The sequence below is a fragment of the Nocardia pneumoniae NBRC 100136 genome (genome assembly GCF_000308755.1).
Lineage (GTDB): Bacteria > Actinomycetota > Actinomycetes > Mycobacteriales > Mycobacteriaceae > Nocardia > Nocardia pneumoniae.
The window spans coordinates 59,820-75,851 of sequence record NZ_BAGF01000040.1 but is presented as its reverse complement, the minus strand read 5'-3'; the positions used below and the strand labels follow the sequence as shown (position 1 = coordinate 75,851).

14 protein-coding genes and 1 pseudogene are annotated in these 16,032 nt (G+C 71.1%); 9 read left to right on the top strand and 6 right to left on the bottom strand.

What is annotated here, in order from left to right; genetic code table 11:
* The first annotated feature begins 110 nt into the window (after nt 1–110).
* Nucleotides 111–1,670 carry an MFS transporter gene (locus ON34_RS11190; RefSeq protein ID WP_040778032.1) on the top strand — a complete coding sequence of 520 codons (1,560 nt, stop codon included), beginning with the start codon at nt 111–113 and terminating at the stop codon, nt 1,668–1,670.
* A gap of 128 nt (nt 1,671–1,798) precedes the next feature.
* Here the strand turns inward: ON34_RS11190 and ON34_RS11185 are convergent, their stop codons facing one another.
* The 6 genes from ON34_RS11185 to ON34_RS11160 all read right to left on the bottom strand — a co-directional run bounded on the left by ON34_RS11185 (nt 1,799) and on the right by ON34_RS11160 (nt 6,891).
* Entirely contained in the window at nt 1,799–3,520 is a 1,722-nt protein-coding gene (locus ON34_RS11185) for an urease subunit alpha (RefSeq protein ID WP_040778030.1), read from the bottom strand.
* Nucleotides 3,521–3,749: 229 nt separating this feature from the next.
* Nucleotides 3,750–4,067, bottom strand: coding sequence for an urease subunit beta (locus ON34_RS11180; RefSeq protein WP_040778028.1), 318 nt, complete (start codon nt 4,065–4,067; stop codon nt 3,750–3,752).
* A 38-nt stretch (nt 4,068–4,105) separates the two neighbouring features.
* Nucleotides 4,106–4,408, bottom strand: a complete 303-nt coding sequence (locus tag ON34_RS11175) for an urease subunit gamma (protein ID WP_040778027.1) — start codon at nt 4,406–4,408, stop codon at nt 4,106–4,108.
* Nucleotides 4,409–4,486: 78 nt separating this feature from the next.
* Entirely contained in the window at nt 4,487–4,876 is a 390-nt protein-coding gene (locus ON34_RS11170; RefSeq protein ID WP_051022411.1) for a PaaI family thioesterase, read from the bottom strand.
* Between the two features lie 99 nt (nt 4,877–4,975).
* Nucleotides 4,976–5,764 (bottom strand): carbonic anhydrase, encoded by a 789-nt coding sequence (locus ON34_RS11165; protein ID WP_040778023.1) that lies wholly within the window; start codon nt 5,762–5,764, stop codon nt 4,976–4,978.
* Between the two features lie 419 nt (nt 5,765–6,183).
* Entirely contained in the window at nt 6,184–6,891 is a 708-nt protein-coding gene (locus ON34_RS11160; RefSeq protein ID WP_040778021.1) for a hypothetical protein, read from the bottom strand.
* 124 nt (nt 6,892–7,015) lie between these two features.
* Between ON34_RS11160 and ON34_RS11155 the strand changes: the two genes are divergently transcribed.
* The 8 genes and pseudogenes from ON34_RS11155 (at nt 7,016) to ON34_RS11120 (ending at nt 15,976) form a co-directional block, all read left to right on the top strand.
* Complete coding sequence (locus tag ON34_RS11155; protein WP_040778018.1) at nt 7,016–8,062, top strand: FecCD family ABC transporter permease; 1,047 nt, start codon at nt 7,016–7,018, stop codon at nt 8,060–8,062.
* Nucleotides 8,059–9,150: a FecCD family ABC transporter permease gene (locus ON34_RS11150; RefSeq protein ID WP_040778015.1), complete on the top strand. Its 1,092-nt coding sequence runs from the start codon at nt 8,059–8,061 to the stop codon at nt 9,148–9,150. The genes ON34_RS11155 and ON34_RS11150 overlap by 4 nt, the downstream gene beginning before the upstream one ends.
* Entirely contained in the window at nt 9,147–10,049 is a 903-nt protein-coding gene (locus tag ON34_RS11145) for an ABC transporter ATP-binding protein (RefSeq protein WP_051022372.1), read from the top strand. The genes ON34_RS11150 and ON34_RS11145 overlap by 4 nt, the downstream gene beginning before the upstream one ends.
* A gap of 52 nt (nt 10,050–10,101) precedes the next feature.
* Complete coding sequence (locus ON34_RS11140) at nt 10,102–10,497, top strand: BlaI/MecI/CopY family transcriptional regulator (RefSeq protein ID WP_040778012.1); 396 nt, start codon at nt 10,102–10,104, stop codon at nt 10,495–10,497.
* Between the two features lie 43 nt (nt 10,498–10,540).
* A complete protein-coding gene (locus tag ON34_RS11135) occupies nt 10,541–11,479 on the top strand; it encodes a M56 family metallopeptidase (RefSeq protein WP_040778009.1) in 939 nt (312 codons plus the stop codon).
* A 215-nt stretch (nt 11,480–11,694) separates the two neighbouring features.
* Nucleotides 11,695–13,008 (top strand): annotated as a pseudogene (locus tag ON34_RS11130) (DEAD/DEAH box helicase); the annotation flags it as partial.
* Nucleotides 13,009–13,539: 531 nt separating this feature from the next.
* On the top strand, nt 13,540–14,382 hold the full coding sequence (locus ON34_RS11125) for a DMT family transporter (protein ID WP_040778003.1): 843 nt from the start codon (nt 13,540–13,542) through the stop codon (nt 14,380–14,382).
* 157 nt (nt 14,383–14,539) lie between these two features.
* On the top strand, nt 14,540–15,976 hold the full coding sequence (locus tag ON34_RS11120; RefSeq protein WP_040778383.1) for a GuaB1 family IMP dehydrogenase-related protein: 1,437 nt from the start codon (nt 14,540–14,542) through the stop codon (nt 15,974–15,976).
* Nucleotides 15,977–16,032: the final 56 nt, after the last annotated feature.

Genomic DNA, 16,032 nt, shown 5'->3' with positions numbered 1-16,032 from the left:
CGGGAAACCCGGCCTCGCGCGTGTCGGTCGGCGATAGCCCGGCTGCGCACGGGCGGCTGGGCTAACGTCGTCGGGCAAACTACGCGGGAGGGCAGGGAGGGAGGTGTGCGGTGCCGACTGCTCGGTTACGGGCCAACGCGATTCCTGTGCCGATCGTCCTAGGACTGTCCCTCGCGTTCACAATCACGGTGCTCGACCCTCTGGTACTGAGCCTGAACCTGCCCCAGGTGAGCCGGTCGCTCCAGGTGCCGCCGCAACTCGTCGGCGTGCTGGGTGGAACGGCGACGCTGGTGATGGCCGCCGCTGTCCTCGCCGCGGGAAACCTCGGCGACGCCTTCGGGCTCAAGCGGCTGCTGATGCTGGGGCTGGTCATCGTGACGGTCGTCAACCTGCTCTCCATGCTTTCACCCAGTTACGGCTTCCTGCTGGCGATGCGCGTCCTGGACGGACTCGGCATGACCGCGCTGCTGGGCGTGCCGCTGGCTCTGCTGAAGACCTCGGTGCCGCCGGAGGAGCGGCCTGCGGCCATCGGTGTTTTCATGGCCGTCGAGATGACCCTGTGCGGGACAACCCCCGCGCTCACCGGCTGGGTGGTGAATGCCGTGGGATGGCGGTCCCTGTTCCTCATCGCCCCTCTGCTGTCACTGGTGTCGCTCTGGCTGACGGCCGAATACGTGCCGGAGGCCCCCCTCGGACAGCGGCGCCGGCTCGACGTGATCGGTGTCACCCTGATCGGACTGGCCTTGCTTGCCCTCGTCGTGAGCCTCGCGGCGGCGCAGAACGGTATCTCTCGGCCAGAGACCTGGCTGCCGTTGGTGATCAGCGTGGCCGCCGCCGCACTCTTCGTGCGCCATGAACGCCGCACTCCCGTTCCCGCTCTGGATCTGACGCTGTTCCGCAGCGCCCCGTTCAGCGTGGCACTGGCGGCGACTCTTACGCTGAACTTCCTGTCCGCCGGGCTCGGGGTCGTCCTGGGGCAGTTCGGCAGCAAGGCGCTCTCGCTGTCACCGGAAGCCATCGGGCTGCTGTACTTGCCCGGCACCCTGCTCATCGCTGGCGCCGTGATATCGGCCGGGCGGTTGGTCGGGAAGTACAGCCCGCGGCCGGTACTGGTCGTCGGCCTGTCGCTACTGGCAGCAAGCGCGCTGCTGATGGCGGGAACCGTCAGCCCCACGATGGCGCTGTGGTTGCTGGTGCTGGCCACCTGGCTGTGCAATCTGGGGGCGCTGGTCACCTCCACAGCGGTATCCGAAACGGTCCTTTCCGAAGCGCCGCCGGGGCAGTCCGGCACGGTAGCCTCCGTGCAACTCGCCTCCGGAATGACCGGCTACGCGTTCGGGCCCACCGTCTACCTTCTACTGCTCAATATTTTCTTCCAGCGCGAGTGGCTCGCCGACGCCCGGTCACGCGGGCTGTCGGCGGCCCAGGCCGAGAAAGCCGTGGACACGGTGCGCAGCGCGATGGCGCACAGCCCCGGGAGCGCGGGGTATGACCCGCACCTACTGCGACAGGCGGCCGGGCTGCACCTCGAACTGGACTTCTCCGACGCAGTACGGCTCACAATGCTGACCGTCAGCTTCCTTCCTCTGGTTGTGGCGATAACGACGTTTCTGCTGATACCCCGCCACCGGGGGCCCGATGTGCCGGGACCGGGAACAGCTGGAAGCTGACGACGGAAGTTGTTCGGTGCGTCGATGAGCACCTCCGGTTCGCCGAGGACGTCGCGGTGGCCGCGACGTTGCGTGCTCGATGAGGGGTACGCCTTCGCCGCGGGCGCTACAGCGACGTTACGAACGGCTCAGAAAAGGAAGTAGCGCTGGGCCATGGGGAGTTCGGTGGCGGGCTGTTCGCGCCAGACCTCGCCGTCGATGCGGACGGTGAAGGTGTCCGGATCGACTTCGATGCGGGGCATGGCGTCGTTGTGGGGCATGTCCGTTTTGGTCACGCGACGGACGTTGCGGACGGGCGCGAGTTTGCGGTGGACGCGCAGGCGGTCGGCGAGTCCGTCCTCGATCGCCTGCTCGGAGACGAAGTGCAGGGAAGTCGCGGCGGCGGGGCCGGGGGCGGCGCCGAACATGGGGCGCGGCAGCACGGGCTGCGGTGTGGGAATGGAGGCGTTGGCGTCGCCCATCGCGGCCCAGGCGATCGCGCCGCCCTTGAGCACGGCGTGCGGGCGGACGCCGAAGAACGCGGGCTCCCACAACACCAGGTCGGCGAGTTTGCCCACCTCGACCGAGCCGATCTCGTGATCGAGGCCATGCGCGATGGCCGGGCAGATGGTGTACTTCGCGACGTAGCGCTGGACGCGGGCGTTGTCGGCCGCGCCATCGCCGGGCAGCGGACCGCGACGGCGTTTCATAACGTGCGCGGTCTGCCAGGTGCGCAGCACCACCTCGCCGATGCGGCCCATGGCTTGCGAGTCGCTGCCGATCATCGAGATGGCGCCCAGGTCGTGCAGCAGATCCTCCGCCGCGATGGTGGACGGGCGGATGCGGCTTTCGGCGAACGCGAGATCCTCCGGGATCGACGGGCTCAGGTGATGGCACACCATGAGCATGTCCAGATGCTCGTCGAGGGTGTTGATGGTGTGCGGGCGGGTGGGGTTGGTGGAACTGGGCAGCACGTTGGGATGCGAAGCGACGGTGATGATGTCGGGCGCGTGCCCGCCGCCCGCACCCTCGGTGTGGTAGGCGTGGATGCCGCGGCCCGCGATCGCCGCGAGCGTGTCCTCGACGAAACCGGCCTCGTTCAAGGTGTCCGAGTGCAGCGCCACCTGCACGCCCGCCGCGTCGGCGACGGTGAGGCAGGCATCGATCGCGGCGGGCGTCGAGCCCCAGTCCTCATGTAGCTTGAAACCGGAAGCGCCGCCGCGCAATTGCTCCCACATGGCCTCGGCGCTGACAGTATTGCCCTTGCCGAGCAGCACGATGTTCACCGGCCAGCCGTCGGTGGCCTCCAGCATCCGCGCCAGATGCCACGCGCCGGGTGTCACCGTGGTCGCCTTGCTGCCCTCGGCCGGTCCGGTGCCGCCGCCGATCAGCGTGGTGATGCCGCCGCCGAGCGCCTCGTCCATCAGCTGCGGGCAGATGAAGTGCACGTGACAGTCGATGGCGCCCGCGGTGAGAATGCGGCCGTTGCCCGCGATGATCTCGGTGGACGGCCCGACGACCAGGTCCGGGTGCACGCCGGTCATGGTGTCGGGGTTGCCCGCCTTCCCGATGGCGCTGATCCGCCCATCGCGAATGCCGACGTCGGCCTTGATGATTCCCCAGTGATCGATGATCACCACGCCGGTGATCACCGTGTCGGGGGCGCCCTCGGCGCGGGTCGCGCGGGACTGGCCCATGGATTCGCGCAGCACTTTCCCGCCGCCGAACACGGCCTCGTCACCGGCCCGCCCCGGCCCGCCGCTGCGGTCCTCGGTGATCTCGATCAGCAGATCGGTGTCGGCCAGCCGGATCCGGTCTCCGGTGGTGGGTCCGAACAGTTCGGCGTACCGCGCCCGGCTCAGTTCACTCATCAGGGCCTCATCCCTTCCGCCGTCTCGGCTGGAGCCGGACCAGAACCGCTCATGCCCGCGCCCGGGTGGCACTCGGCTCCGTCATGCGCGGTGCGCGCCCGACACCCGGCCCCACCACGAGCCACGGCTCGGCCGAACCCATCGGCCGCTCACTGCGCCCGCCCATGCCTGCACCTCCCTGACGTCCAGTCCCACCACGAACGACGGCTCGGCCGGGTCCATCGGTCGCTCATGCCGATCGGTCCAAGCGTCCGGGCGGGGTCAGGCTGATGCCGTGCACCTCGCGGGTTCCGCCCAGCGGTACCAGCGAAACCCGCTGCCCGAGGCCGGGTTCGAAGCGCACCGCGGTCCCGGCCGGGATGTCGAGCCGACGGCCGTGCGCGGCGTCGCGGTCGAAGTCCAGTGCCGCGTTCGCCTGCGGGAAGTGCACATGGCTGCCGACCTGCACCGGACGGTCGCCGGTGTTGACCACCTCTAGCTCGATCCGGTCGGCGCCGGAGTTCAGTTCGATGACGCCCTCGGCGCAGAAGTACTCACCGGGAATCATGCCGCGCCTCGGGACCGCTGGTGTCGCATGCCGCCTGCCTAGCCGATCGGATGGTGGACGGTGACGAGCTTGGTGCCGTCGGGAAAGGTCGCCTCGACCTGGACGTCGGGGATCATCTCCGGCACGCCCTCCATCACGTCGGCGCGGGTGAGCACCGTTCGCCCGGAGGACATCAGTTCGGCGACGGTGCGGCCGTCGCGCGCGCCCTCGAGCACGTGGTCGGTGATCAGCGCGACCGCCTCCGGATGGTTCAGCTTCAGTCCGCGCGCCTGCCTGCGCCGGGCCAGCTCGGCGGCGTAGCTGAGCAGCAGGCGCTCCTGCTCGTGCGGTGACAGTCGCATCCGGGCTCCTCACCGGGTCACAGTGGCGGGTGACGGACATTCTGGCACGCCCGTTCCGCCGTCGCCGGACGAGCGCGCTCAGGAACGGTGCGGCAGATTCTGCAACCGCACTTGGCCGCGGGCGACGGTGCGGTCCTGCTCGTCGGTGATGACGACCTGCCACAGCTGCTGGAGCCTGCCGCGGTGCAGCGGCGTGGCCTCGCCGGTCAGCGTGCCTTCGCGCACCGCGCGCAGGAAGTCGGTGTTGTTGTTGACGCCGACCACCGTGCCCTGGTCGCCGAACCAGATCCCGCCCGCGATGCTGGCGAGCGTTTCGATGACCGTGCAGTACACGCCACCGTTCTGGATCCCAGCAGGTTGGTAGAGGTGCGGTTTGACGACCCACTCGCCGCGCACGCGGTCGGGGGTGAGCTCGGTGTAGCGCAGGCCGATCAGGTCGGCGAAGGTGCCTTCGCTGTATTCGTTCATCTGCTCCGGCGTGACGCCCGCCAGCGAGCCGAGCTGCCGAGTCTCCTGCTGTGTCATGCATTCACTGTCGCATAGCCGGTCGCGCGGGCCTCGGCGGCCTCATCCGCCTGCCAGCGTGACCGCCCGCCCGTTCAACGGCTGGGTCGGCCGGTTGCTGTGCGCGAACAGCGTCCGGTATCGGTCCGCGTCGGACGCCGCTACCGGGACCGGATTGCCGAGCACCGTCCAGGACACGCCCTCGCTGCACGGTGGCGTGGTGAGCGAACCCTCGTACCGGAACTGGTCGAGGACACCGGGTAGCAGCGCGCGCAGGTCGACCGGGCCCGCGACCGGGATCGGGACGTCCACGGCCTCCGGCGCGAGCGTGAGGATCGGGTCGAAGGGCGAAGGGTCCGGCGTGGCTTGCATGAGCACACCGAGCACCGCTAGCTTGCCTGCCGCGCTCTTGTGCACGAAGTGCACTTCCATCGTCGCGCCCGCGCCGTCCAGCGTGTGCTCGCTGGGCAGATGGAAATGGAACTGCGCCAGGTCGAACGGCACGCCGTCGACCACGATGCGATTTCCGTTGCCCGCTGAAAGGTTCGCCTGCACGGTGTGCCCGGTGTTCAGCAGGGTCAGCCCGGGCACCGAGTGGTAGTCGATGGTGATGTGCTCGGACGGCTCGAGTCGCGCATGGCTCGGCAGGTCGATGGGTGACTGCTGGCGGCCGCTCTTGCAGGCGAGGTAGTCGCGGTCGAGTTCGGCCCAATGGTCGGGGCCCTCCGCGTCGTAGTCCCAGTGTGATGCGACATGCGCGGGCGTGCTGGCGACCTCCGCGCGGCTGCGTGGTTCCGGCTGCTCCCCACGCCCGCAGGCGGGGAAGACGAGCGCTGCCGCAACAGCCGACACGGCCGCGATCGAACGAAAACGGGACGGTCTGATGCTGGGCAAACCGGCACACCCCTCGAACTACTCGGTGAGCCACCGCGAATGCCTGTCCGACCACATGCATGGCCTCGTCGACGACTCGGACGCGGTGCGCGACGCTGCGCATCGATGATCGCGACACGTGCGCGGCGATCGGCCGTCCGACACCTGCTCGGGCGTCGAATACCCTGATGCTCGGCGGTTTTCGCGTTCGTGTCGGCGTCAGCGTAGACCCGGGAGCGACGGCACGCCAGAGCCGGGCGCCGCGACATAGTTCACACAGAAACAGAGCGACGGGCCCCACCGGTGGGTGGAGCCCGTCGCGGGCAAGGGATCGGGGGTCACCGCAGCCCTCGGGACTCTCGCGCGATCCGTACGCCGAACACCATTATAGGTCAGGCTTACCTAACTAAGCAAGTTCCCGAACGCCGCACCGGAAGTCCGCGCCCGGCCATGGCCGCCAGCAACCCTTGTCCGCGCCGCGCGCCGACGGCGGAATCGGTCCGCGCGAGATCCGGTACGTAAGCCGAAGCGCCCGCGATGGATTCGACGACGAGTGCCCAGAACCGGTGGCGGCTCAACCCGGAGCAGCGCGCCATGTTCTCCTGAACGATCGTCAGCGCGGACGCACAGCGGTGCGCGAGCCAGACGTACATCGCCTCCGCGCAGGGCAGGGCGACCACACCCGGCTCGCCCGCGAGCGGATCGCCGTCCAGCACGCGAACAACGGTGTCCGACAACCCCGCCCAGTCGATGCCGCCGTCGTTGTCGGTGTGGATCCAGAGGTTCTCCAGGCCGGGATCCCATGCCCGCCCGTCCGCCACGAGCAGCGCGACCACCCGCCCCACGATCGCGTGGATCAGCGCTGTCGCAACGACTTCCGCGGCGATGTCGGCGCTGATCATCTCCGCCGCGTGCCGCCGGTACATGAGTTCCACGCGCCCCTCGCGCACGCCGTCCGATAATCGCCACCAGCGCCGCTTGCCCTGTTCGGCCATCGCGGCCACGGCGTAGACCCGCGGATGCTCCGGTTGCAGCGCGCGAAGCCGGGCACAGGCGCGTCCGAACGCCACCGTCGATCGATGGGGCGTGGTGATGAGCTCGGTCATCGAACCTCCTCGGGGATCGGCTCCGCCGCCACGGACATCCGGCCGTGCGCCGTTCCTAGCGAAAGATAGGTTAGGCTTACCAGACCTAGCAACCCGTTCGCCGATTCAGGAGCAGTTCGTCGCCGTGACCTCCCTTGCCACCGTGAGGCGGCGTCGTCTTTCCTTGCTGCTGGCCGTCACCGCATTGCTGCTGCTCGCCGTGGTGGCCGGTGTCGCGGTCGGCGCCCGATCGCTCGCGCCAGGAACCGTGTACGACGCCGTGCACCACGCGATCACCTGCCGGGGAGGACCTTTCACCTGCCCGGCCGGTTCGACCGAAGAACAGATCGTGCGCGGCCTGCGTCTTCCGCGGACCGCGCTCGCGCTGGTCTGCGGGGCCGCGCTGGGCATGGCGGGCGCGCTCATCCAGGGCCACACCCGCAACCCGCTCGCCGACGCCGGGTTGCTCGGCCTGAACGCGGGCGCGGCCTTTCTCGCGGCGCTGAGCGTCTGCCTGTTCGCGTTCACCGCACCGGAGCAGTACATCTGGTTCGCGTTCGCCGGAGCGCTGCTCGCCGGGCTGGTGGTGTTCGGCGCCTCGGCCGTGGGCGGCGGGAAGGCGAGCCCGCTGAGCCTGGTGCTCGCGGGCGCGGCGGTGACCGCGTTCCTGCAGGCGATGACGAACGCCGTCGTGCTGTTGGACGCCGCTGCCCTGGACACCTACCGGTTCTGGGTGGTCGGCACGGTCGCGGGCCGCGACGCCGCGGTGTTCTGGCAGGTGCTTCCGTTCCTGGCGGCGGGGATGCTGCTGGCCGTGGCGGCGGCGCCGGGACTGAACCTGATCGGCCTCGGCGACGAGGTCGCGCGGGGGCTCGGCGTGCACGTCGGCCGCAGCCGCGCGCTGGGACTGACGGCCGTCGTGCTGCTGGCGGGCGCGGCGACGGCCGCGGTGGGGCCGATCGCGTTCCTCGGGCTCGCCGTCCCGAATCTCGCGCGGACGGTCACCGGGCCGGACTATCGCTGGCTGATTCCGTATTCCGGGCTCTTCGGCGCGTTGCTGCTGCTGATCGCCGACATCATCGGCCGCCTGGTGGTCCGGCCCGGCGAGTTGGAGGTCGGCGTGATGCTCGCCGTGCTGGGCGCGCCGGTCTTCCTCGCGTTCGTTCGGCGGCGGAAGTTGGTGGCACTGTGACTCTTTCGCTGCGAACTGCGAGCGCACGGCCAGCCCTGCGCGTCGGGCCGGTGTCGATGGTGCTGCGGCCGACGATGGTGCTGACCGTCGCGGCGCTCACCGCGATCGCGCTCGGATTGCTGTGTCTCGACATCGCCGTCGGCGAGTCACACCTGCCGCTCGGGCGCGTGCTGGACGTGCTGACCGGAGGCGGCACCAAGGCGCAGCGGTTCATCGTGCTGGAATCCCGGCTGCCGCGCGCGCTCACCGCGCTGGTGGTCGGCCTGGCGCTCGGCCTCGCGGGCGCGATCACCCAGTCCATCCTGCACAACCCGCTGGCCGCGCCGGACATGCTCGGCATCACCTCCGGCGCGAGTCTGGGGGCGGTCGGCGTGCTGGTCGTCAGCGGCGGCGCGAGCACCGGACTGGCCGCCTCGGTGGGCGCGCCGTTGGCCGCGCTGGCGGGCGGACTGCTCACCGCGGTGGCCGTCTACCTGCTCGCCTGGGGGCGCGACCGCACCGGCGCGCACGGCGCCACCGGGCTGCGTCTGGTGCTGATCGGCGTCGGCGTGAACGCACTGCTGCTGGCGGCCATCAGCTCGCTGCTGACCCGCGCCACTCTCGCCGACGCCCAGCGCGCGCAGCTGTGGCTGAACGGATCGCTGAACTCGGCCGACTCCGCGCATCTTGCGTCCACGGTCATCGCGGTGGCCGTCGTCGCCGCCCTGGCTCTCGGCTCCGCACGCACGCTCGCCGCCCTGCGCCTCGGCGCGGAGACCACGCGTGCGCTCGGCGTGCGCATCCAGACCCAGCAGGCGGTGCTGATCGGCGCGGCCGTGGTCGCCGCGTCCCTGGCCACGGCCGCCGCCGGGCCGGTCGGCTTCGTGGCGCTCACCGCGCCGCAGATCGCCCGCCGCCTGCTGCGCACACCCGGCGAACCACTCGTCGGCGCGGCCCTGATCGGCGCGATCCTGGTGCTCGGCGCGGATGTCGCCGCGCGCACGATGTTCCCGGTCGATCTGCCGGTCGGTGTGGTGACCGCCGCGTTCGGCGGTCCGTTCCTGCTGTATTTGCTCGTGCGCATGAACCGGAAGGCAACGCTGTCATGACGATCCCGGACACCACAGAGCAGGCCGACGTCCCGGAGCACCGGCTCGGCGCGGACGGCGTCACCCTCGGCTACGGCGAACGGGTGATCGTCGACGGCCTGAGCCTCGACATCGCGCCGGGCGTGGTCACCACGGTGATCGGACCGAACGGCTGCGGAAAGTCCACGCTGCTGCGTTCGCTCGGCCGCCTGCTGCGGCCACGGGAAGGCCGAGTCCTGTTGGACGGCAAGGCCATTTCGACGATGCGGACCAAGGACGTGGCACGCGTCATCGGCATCCTTCCGCAATCGCCGATCGCCCCCGAAGGGCTCACCGTCGCCGATCTCGTCGCACGCGGGCGCCACCCGCACCAGTCCTGGTTCCGGCAATGGTCGGCCGCGGACGAAGCCGAGGTGACGACCGCGCTGGACCAGACCGGTATCGCCGACCTGGCCGACCGCGCACTGGACGAACTGTCCGGCGGACAGCGCCAGCGCGCCTGGATCTCCATGGCGCTGGCCCAGGGCACCGACATCCTCCTGCTCGACGAGCCGACCACCTACCTGGATCTGGCGCATTCGATCGAGGTGCTCGACCTGGTCGACCGGCTGCACGCCGATCTGGGACGCACCGTCGTCATGGTGCTGCACGATCTGAACCTGGCGATCCGCTACAGCGACCAGCTGGTGGTCATGCACGACGGGCGTGTCGTCGCCAGCGGCCCCCCGGCCGAGGTGATCTCCGTCGAGCTGCTGCGCGAGGTGTTCGAGCTGGACGCCGCCGTGCTCGAGGACCCGGTGTCGGGTCGGCCGATGGTCGTGCCGATCGGCGCGAGGCATGTGCGCGGCAAGGCGGGCGGCCCGGAAGCCGCGGCGCCGGAATCCGCCGCTATGAGAAATGCCACACCAGCTACTGCATAGTTACGACACCCTGTAGTACGCATCCTCGTCGTTGAGTACCTAAGATTGTGGAATGGCAGGTCTTGGTGAACTCGAGAAAGCGGTCATGGACCAGTTGTGGTCGGCCGACGAACCACAGACGGTCCGGCAGGTGCACGAGGCGCTCGCCGCACGCCGTGAGCTCGCGTACACCACGGTGATGACCGTGCTGCAACGCCTGGCGAAGAAGAATCTTGTGGTGCAGCGGCGCGACGACCGCGCGCACCGCTACGCGCCGGTGCACACCCGCGACGAGCTGGTGGCCAGCCTGATGGTCGACGCGCTGCAACAGGCCGACGAGGCGGGCAGTCGCGCCGCCGCGCTGGTCCACTTCGTCGAGCAGGTCGGCAAGGACGAGGCTGCCGCATTGCGCGAAGCACTCGCTAAGCTCGAAGCAACCGAGGAGGACTCGGCACCGCCGCCGCAGTAGACTCCTCGGGCGCCCTGGCCCCACAACGCAGTGAGCTGAGTCGATGAACGCAACCGCGCCGGTCTTCGCCGGACTCGCATTGCTTCTCGCGGGGCCTGCCCCGGCCTTGCTCAGCCGGGCGACCTGGACCTACCGGACGCCCCGCGCAGCGCTCGTGCTCTGGCAGGCCATCGCGCTCGCCGCCGTGCTCAGCGCGTTCGGCTCCGGATTGGCCATCGCCGCCGAGCTGCTCGTGCCCGGCCCGGACGGTCGTCCCACCACCGCCCCGACCCGCGAGATCGACGCTCTCGGTCTGCCGCTGTGGGCGGCGTACGTGTTCGTGTTCGCGCTCACGCTGCTGATCGGCGCGCGACTGATCTACGCGATCATCCGGGTCGGCGTGCACACCCGCAGGCGGCGGGCACGGCACCGGATGCTCGTCGACCTGCTCGACCAGAGCGGTCCGCACCGGCGGGCGGCCGACATCCGGGTACTGGCCGCCACCGAGCCGATCGCCTATTGCCTGCCCGGTCTGCGCCAGCGCGTCGTGCTCAGCGAAGGCACCCTGACCAAGCTTCCCGACGCCGAGATCACCGCCATCGTCAGCCATGAGCGTTCGCATCTGCGCGCCAGGCACGATCTGGTGCTGGAGGCGTTCACCGCGGTGCACGAGGCGTTCCCCCGGGTGGTGCGCAGCAAGGCGGCGCTCGGCTCGGTGAAATTGCTCATCGAACTGCTCGCCGACGATTCCGCCGTCAAGGTCACCGGTCCCAAGCCGCTGGCCCGCGCCCTCGTCGCCTGCGCGAAGTCCACCGCGCCGCAAGGCGCGCTCGCCGCGGGCGGACCCACCACGCTCATCCGCATCCAGCGGCTCAGCGAGCGGATCGGCGACGTGCGCATCGCCACGGCCGCCTATCTCGGTTCCGCCGCTATCCTGGTGGTGCCAACGCTGGCCGTGGCCGTCCCCTGGCTGGTGGAGTTGAGTCGGCTGTTCAACGGCTGACCCCCGGCCACGTATCCTTGACCCTCGGCCCGGCTTTCCGGTCGGCCGCACCTCTCTCGGCTTCTGGCGCGTCATCGCCGCGCCGCAGCGCGGTGAACCGCATCGTGCACCGCTCTCGATCCCACCGAACAGCGCGTTCCGCGTCGAACGCGCCGTGCGACGAAAGGCACCCCCACCTCGTGACACCCTCGACCACCGTCGCCGCGGCGCCCACCGTGACCTTCGCGGATCTGGGCCTGCCCGCCGTGCTCGTGCAGGCACTGCGACGCGACGGCATCGAGACGCCGTTCCCGATCCAGGCCGCCACACTGCCGGACGTCTTGGCCGCCAAGGACGTACTCGGCCGCGGCCCGACCGGTTCGGGCAAAACCCTGGCCTTCGGCCTCCCGATGCTCACCCGCTTGGCGGGCGCCCCCGCCAAACCGCGCAGGCCGCGCGGACTCGTGCTCGTGCCGACCCGCGAACTGGCCGCGCAGATCGAGCGGGCGCTCGACGAACCGGCGCTCGCGCTCGGGCTGCGCGTGGCCTCGGTGGTCGGCGGCGCCCCGATCAAACGCCAAGCCGACCGGCTCGCCCGCGGCGTCGACCTGCTCATCGCCACACCGGGACGGCTCGCCGACCTGCTCGCGCAAGGGTCGGCCGACCTGTCCGACGTGGTGATCACCGCGCTGGACGAGGCCGACCACATGGCCGACATGGGCTTTCTCCCGCAGGTGACCAAGCTGCTCGACCGGACCCCGCGCGACGGTCAGCGCCTGCTGTTCTCGGCCACACTGGACGGCGAGGTGGACAAGCTGGTCAAGCGCTATCTGCGCGCGCCGGTCACGCACTCCACCGCGCCGCCGTCGGCGTCGGTCGCCACGATGTCGCACCACCTGCTGTACGTGCGCGACAAGGTGGCCAAACGTGCGGTCGCCACCGAGATCGCCGCGCGGGACGGGCTGACCATCATGTTCGTCCGCACCAAGCACGGCGCCGACCGGCTCGCCAAACAGCTGCGCGGCGCGGGCATCCCCGCGGGCGCGCTGCACGGCGGCAAGGCGCAGAACAACCGGACCCGCACCCTCGCCGCGTTCGCCGACGGCTCGGTGCCGGTGCTGGTCACCACCGACGTCGCCGCGCGCGGCATCCACGTCGACGGGATCTCCCTCGTCGTGCACGTCGATCCGCCCGCCGAGCCGAAGGCCTACCTGCACCGGGCCGGGCGCACCGCCCGCGCGGGCGAGGACGGCGTGGTCGTCACGCTGGTGATGGACGACGAGCGTCGTGAGGTCGAGGCGATGGCGCGCAAAGCCGGGGTCGAGGTCGACGGCGTCGAAGTCCGTCCCGGCGACAGCACGCTGATCGCGATCACCGGCGCACGCCGCCCGTCCGGCGTTCCGGTGGCCGCACCCACTGCGTCCCCGGCGGCGCCGGTCACGGAGAAACCGAAGTCCCCGCAACGGCAGCCGCGACGCCGCGGAGAACCGGCCGCAGCCAGCAACCAGGGCACGAGCGCGGCACGGTCTGGTGGCGCTGCGACGACGCCCGCAACGGGCACGCGGAAGCCCGCACGGCGGAAGCCGGGGCGGCGCGGAGAACCGGCCGCAGTCAGCGGCCGCGGCACGAGTGCGGCAGCACCGTTCGGGGGCCGCCGTGGAACGACGGCTGCGACGGAGACGCAGAAGTCCCCAGGGCAGCCGGGACGGAACGGAGAACCGAGCGCGGCCAGCGGCCGCGCGGCGACAGCGCCGGGTCGCGCCGGGAAGACGCCCGCCGGGGACACAGGACGGCGCAGAGCACCGACCGGCGCCGGTGGCCATGGCACGGGCGCGGCGACAGCGTCGCGGAAGACGGCTGTCACGGACACAGGGCGCGGAGATCCGACCGGCGCCGGTAGCCGAGGCTCGAGCGCGGCGGCGCAATCCGGGGGTCGCTATGAGACCGGCCGGACCAGCGGTGGGTTCTCCCGCCGCGCCGCGGGTCCGGCCACCGGTGACACGGCAGGACGAACACGGCGACGCGCCGTGCGATCCCAGCAGCCGCCGCAGCGTGGCAATCGCGGAGCACACTGATCGGTCGTGACACATCCGGGCGCGGCCGTCCTCTGCGCTCTGCTTGCCGCGCTGCTGTTCGCGGTCGCCGCGGTAGCGCAGCAGCGGGCAGCGGCCGCCGTGCCGGAAGGGGAATCCCTGGTCCACTCCCTGCTGCGCAATCCGCGCTGGTGGGCGGGCGTCGTCGGGGACACGGGCGGATACGCCATGCAGGTCGCGGCGCTCGCGCTGGGCGCCGTGCTCGTGGTGCAGCCGATCTTGGTGAGCGCGCTGATCTTCGCGCTGCCGCTGTCGGCGCGACTCAACGACCGCCGCATCACACCCCGCACCTGGGCGGCCGCGCTGGCGCTCACCGTCGCGCTGGCCTGCTTTCTGATCGTCGGTAATCCGGCCGCGGGCGATGCGGACGCGCCGCTGCGGGAGTGGCTGCTGCCGCTGAGCGTTCTGCTCGGCCTGATCGCCGTCGCGACCGCGGCCGGCATCGCCGCGGCAGACCCGGCGTGGCGCGCGATGCTGCTCGGCGCGGCGAGCGGCTCGCTGTACGGTCTGGCCGCCGCCCTCACCTCCTACGTCACCGACCTGTTCGAACACGGTCTCGGCGAAGTGCTCGGCGGCTGGCAGACCTGGGCGCTCATCGCGGCGGGAGTCACCGGCGTCTACCTCCAGCAGCGCGCGTTCCAGGCCGGCCCGCTGGCCGCGTCGCTGCCCGCCGTCACCATCGCCGAGCCGCTGGCCGCCGCCTTCCTCGGTATCGCCGTGCTGGACGAACGGCTGCGCACCAACGCCGTGGGCCTCGTGGTCGCCGGAATCGCGGTCATCGTCATGTGCGCCACCACCATCACGCTCTCCCGCTCGGAGGCGGCCGCCTGACGCGTCGCCGCTGGGCAACCACCAGTCCCCGCCCCTCGCCGCGCACGACGCACGCAGCCGCTGTCAACGCACCGGTCTGAGGCAGCGCCGCGCAGCGGTACCTGTCGCCGCCCCGACCACGGCCCGCGCCGGTCGGCTCCCGGTTATGATCGGTCGAGTGCGCTTTCTCCCCGGTCATCAGCCGCCGTACGACCTGACCTACGACGACATCTTCCTCGTCCCGAACCGGACGGACGTCGCGTCGCGCTTCGACGTCGATCTCTCGACGGCCGACGGGTCCGGCACCACCATCCCGATCGTCGTGGCGAACATGACCGCCGTCGCCGGACGCAGAATGGCCGAGACCGTGGCCCGCCGCGGCGGCCTCGTCGTGCTCCCGCAGGATCTGCCGATCACCGCGGCCGCCGACACCATCGCGTTCGTCAAGAGCCGCTCGCTCACCGCCGACACCCCGGTCACCCTCGACCCCGACCGCTCGGTCTCCGAGGCCGTCGCGCTCATGCACAAGCGCGCGCACGGCGCCGTCGTCGTGATCGACGGCGGGCGTCCCGTCGGCGTGGTCACCGAGGCGGCCTGCGCCGATGTCGACCGCTTCGCCCGGCTGCGCGAGGTCGCGGTCACCGACTTCGTGCGGGCACCGGCCAGCACCACCCCGCGCGACCTGTTCGACCTGCTGCACGCCGAGCACGCCGACTTCGCCGTGCTCACCGCCGAGGACGGCACCCTGGCCGGGGTGCTGACCCGCACCGGCGCGCTGCGCGCCGGCATCTACCAGCCCGCCGTCGACGCCGCGGGCAAGCTGCGCGTCGCGGCCGCGGTCGGCATCAACGGCGACGTGGCGGCCAAGGCCAAGTCCCTGGTCGACTCCGGCGCCGACCTGCTGGTCATCGACACCGCGCACGGCCATCAGGCCAAGATGCTCGAAACCCTCGCCGCGGTCCGCGATCTCGGTCTCGGCGTCCCGCTGGTGGCGGGCAACGTGGTGTCCGCCGAGGGCACCAGGGACCTGGCCGAGGCGGGCGCGGACATCGTCAAGGTCGGCGTCGGCCCCGGCGCCATGTGCACCACCCGCATGATGACCGGCGTCGGCCGTCCGCAGTTCTCCGCGGTGGCCGAATGCGCCGCGGCCGCCAAGGAACTCGGCGTGCACGTCTGGGCCGACGGCGGCGTCCGCCATCCTCGCGACGTCGCGCTCGCCCTGGCCGCGGGGGCGTCCAACGTGATGATCGGCTCTTGGTTCGCCGGTACCTACGAATCCCCGGGCGACCTGCGTGTCGACCGGGACGGCAACGCCTACAAGGAGAGCTTCGGCATGGCGTCCAAGCGGGCCGTCGCCGCGCGGACCGCCTCCGACAGCGAATTCGACCGCGCACGTAAGGGGTTGTTCGAGGAGGGCATCTCCAGTTCCCGGATGCGGCTGGATCCGGAGCGGCCCGGCGTCGAGGACCTCATCGACCACATCTGCTCCGGCGTCCGCAGCGCCTGCACCTACGCGGGCGCGCGCACGCTCACCGAGTTCCACGACCGGGCCGTGCTCGGCGTGCAGTCGGCGGCCGGATTCGCCGAAGGACGCCCGCTGCCGAGCGGTTGGTGAGGTCGGCGCTACCGCGGCAGCGCCACTGAGGCAACCGCCGCGTTGTGCTGGTTTCC

Excerpts from the sequence above, each read along its gene's own strand:
- ON34_RS11185 (WP_040778030.1), bottom strand. The coding sequence starts at position 3,520 with ATGAGTGAACTGAGCCGGGCGCGGTACGCCGAACTGTTCGGACCCACC.
- ON34_RS11135 (WP_040778009.1), top strand. The coding sequence starts at position 10,541 with ATGAACGCAACCGCGCCGGTCTTCGCCGGACTCGCATTGCTTCTCGCG.
- ON34_RS11140 (WP_040778012.1), top strand. The coding sequence starts at position 10,102 with ATGGCAGGTCTTGGTGAACTCGAGAAAGCGGTCATGGACCAGTTGTGG.
- ON34_RS11180 (WP_040778028.1), bottom strand. The coding sequence starts at position 4,067 with ATGATTCCCGGTGAGTACTTCTGCGCCGAGGGCGTCATCGAACTGAAC.
- ON34_RS11145 (WP_051022372.1), top strand. The coding sequence starts at position 9,147 with ATGACGATCCCGGACACCACAGAGCAGGCCGACGTCCCGGAGCACCGG.
- ON34_RS11175 (WP_040778027.1), bottom strand. The coding sequence starts at position 4,408 with ATGCGACTGTCACCGCACGAGCAGGAGCGCCTGCTGCTCAGCTACGCC.
- ON34_RS11170 (WP_051022411.1), bottom strand. The coding sequence starts at position 4,876 with ATGAACGAATACAGCGAAGGCACCTTCGCCGACCTGATCGGCCTGCGC.
- ON34_RS11160 (WP_040778021.1), bottom strand. The coding sequence starts at position 6,891 with ATGACCGAGCTCATCACCACGCCCCATCGATCGACGGTGGCGTTCGGA.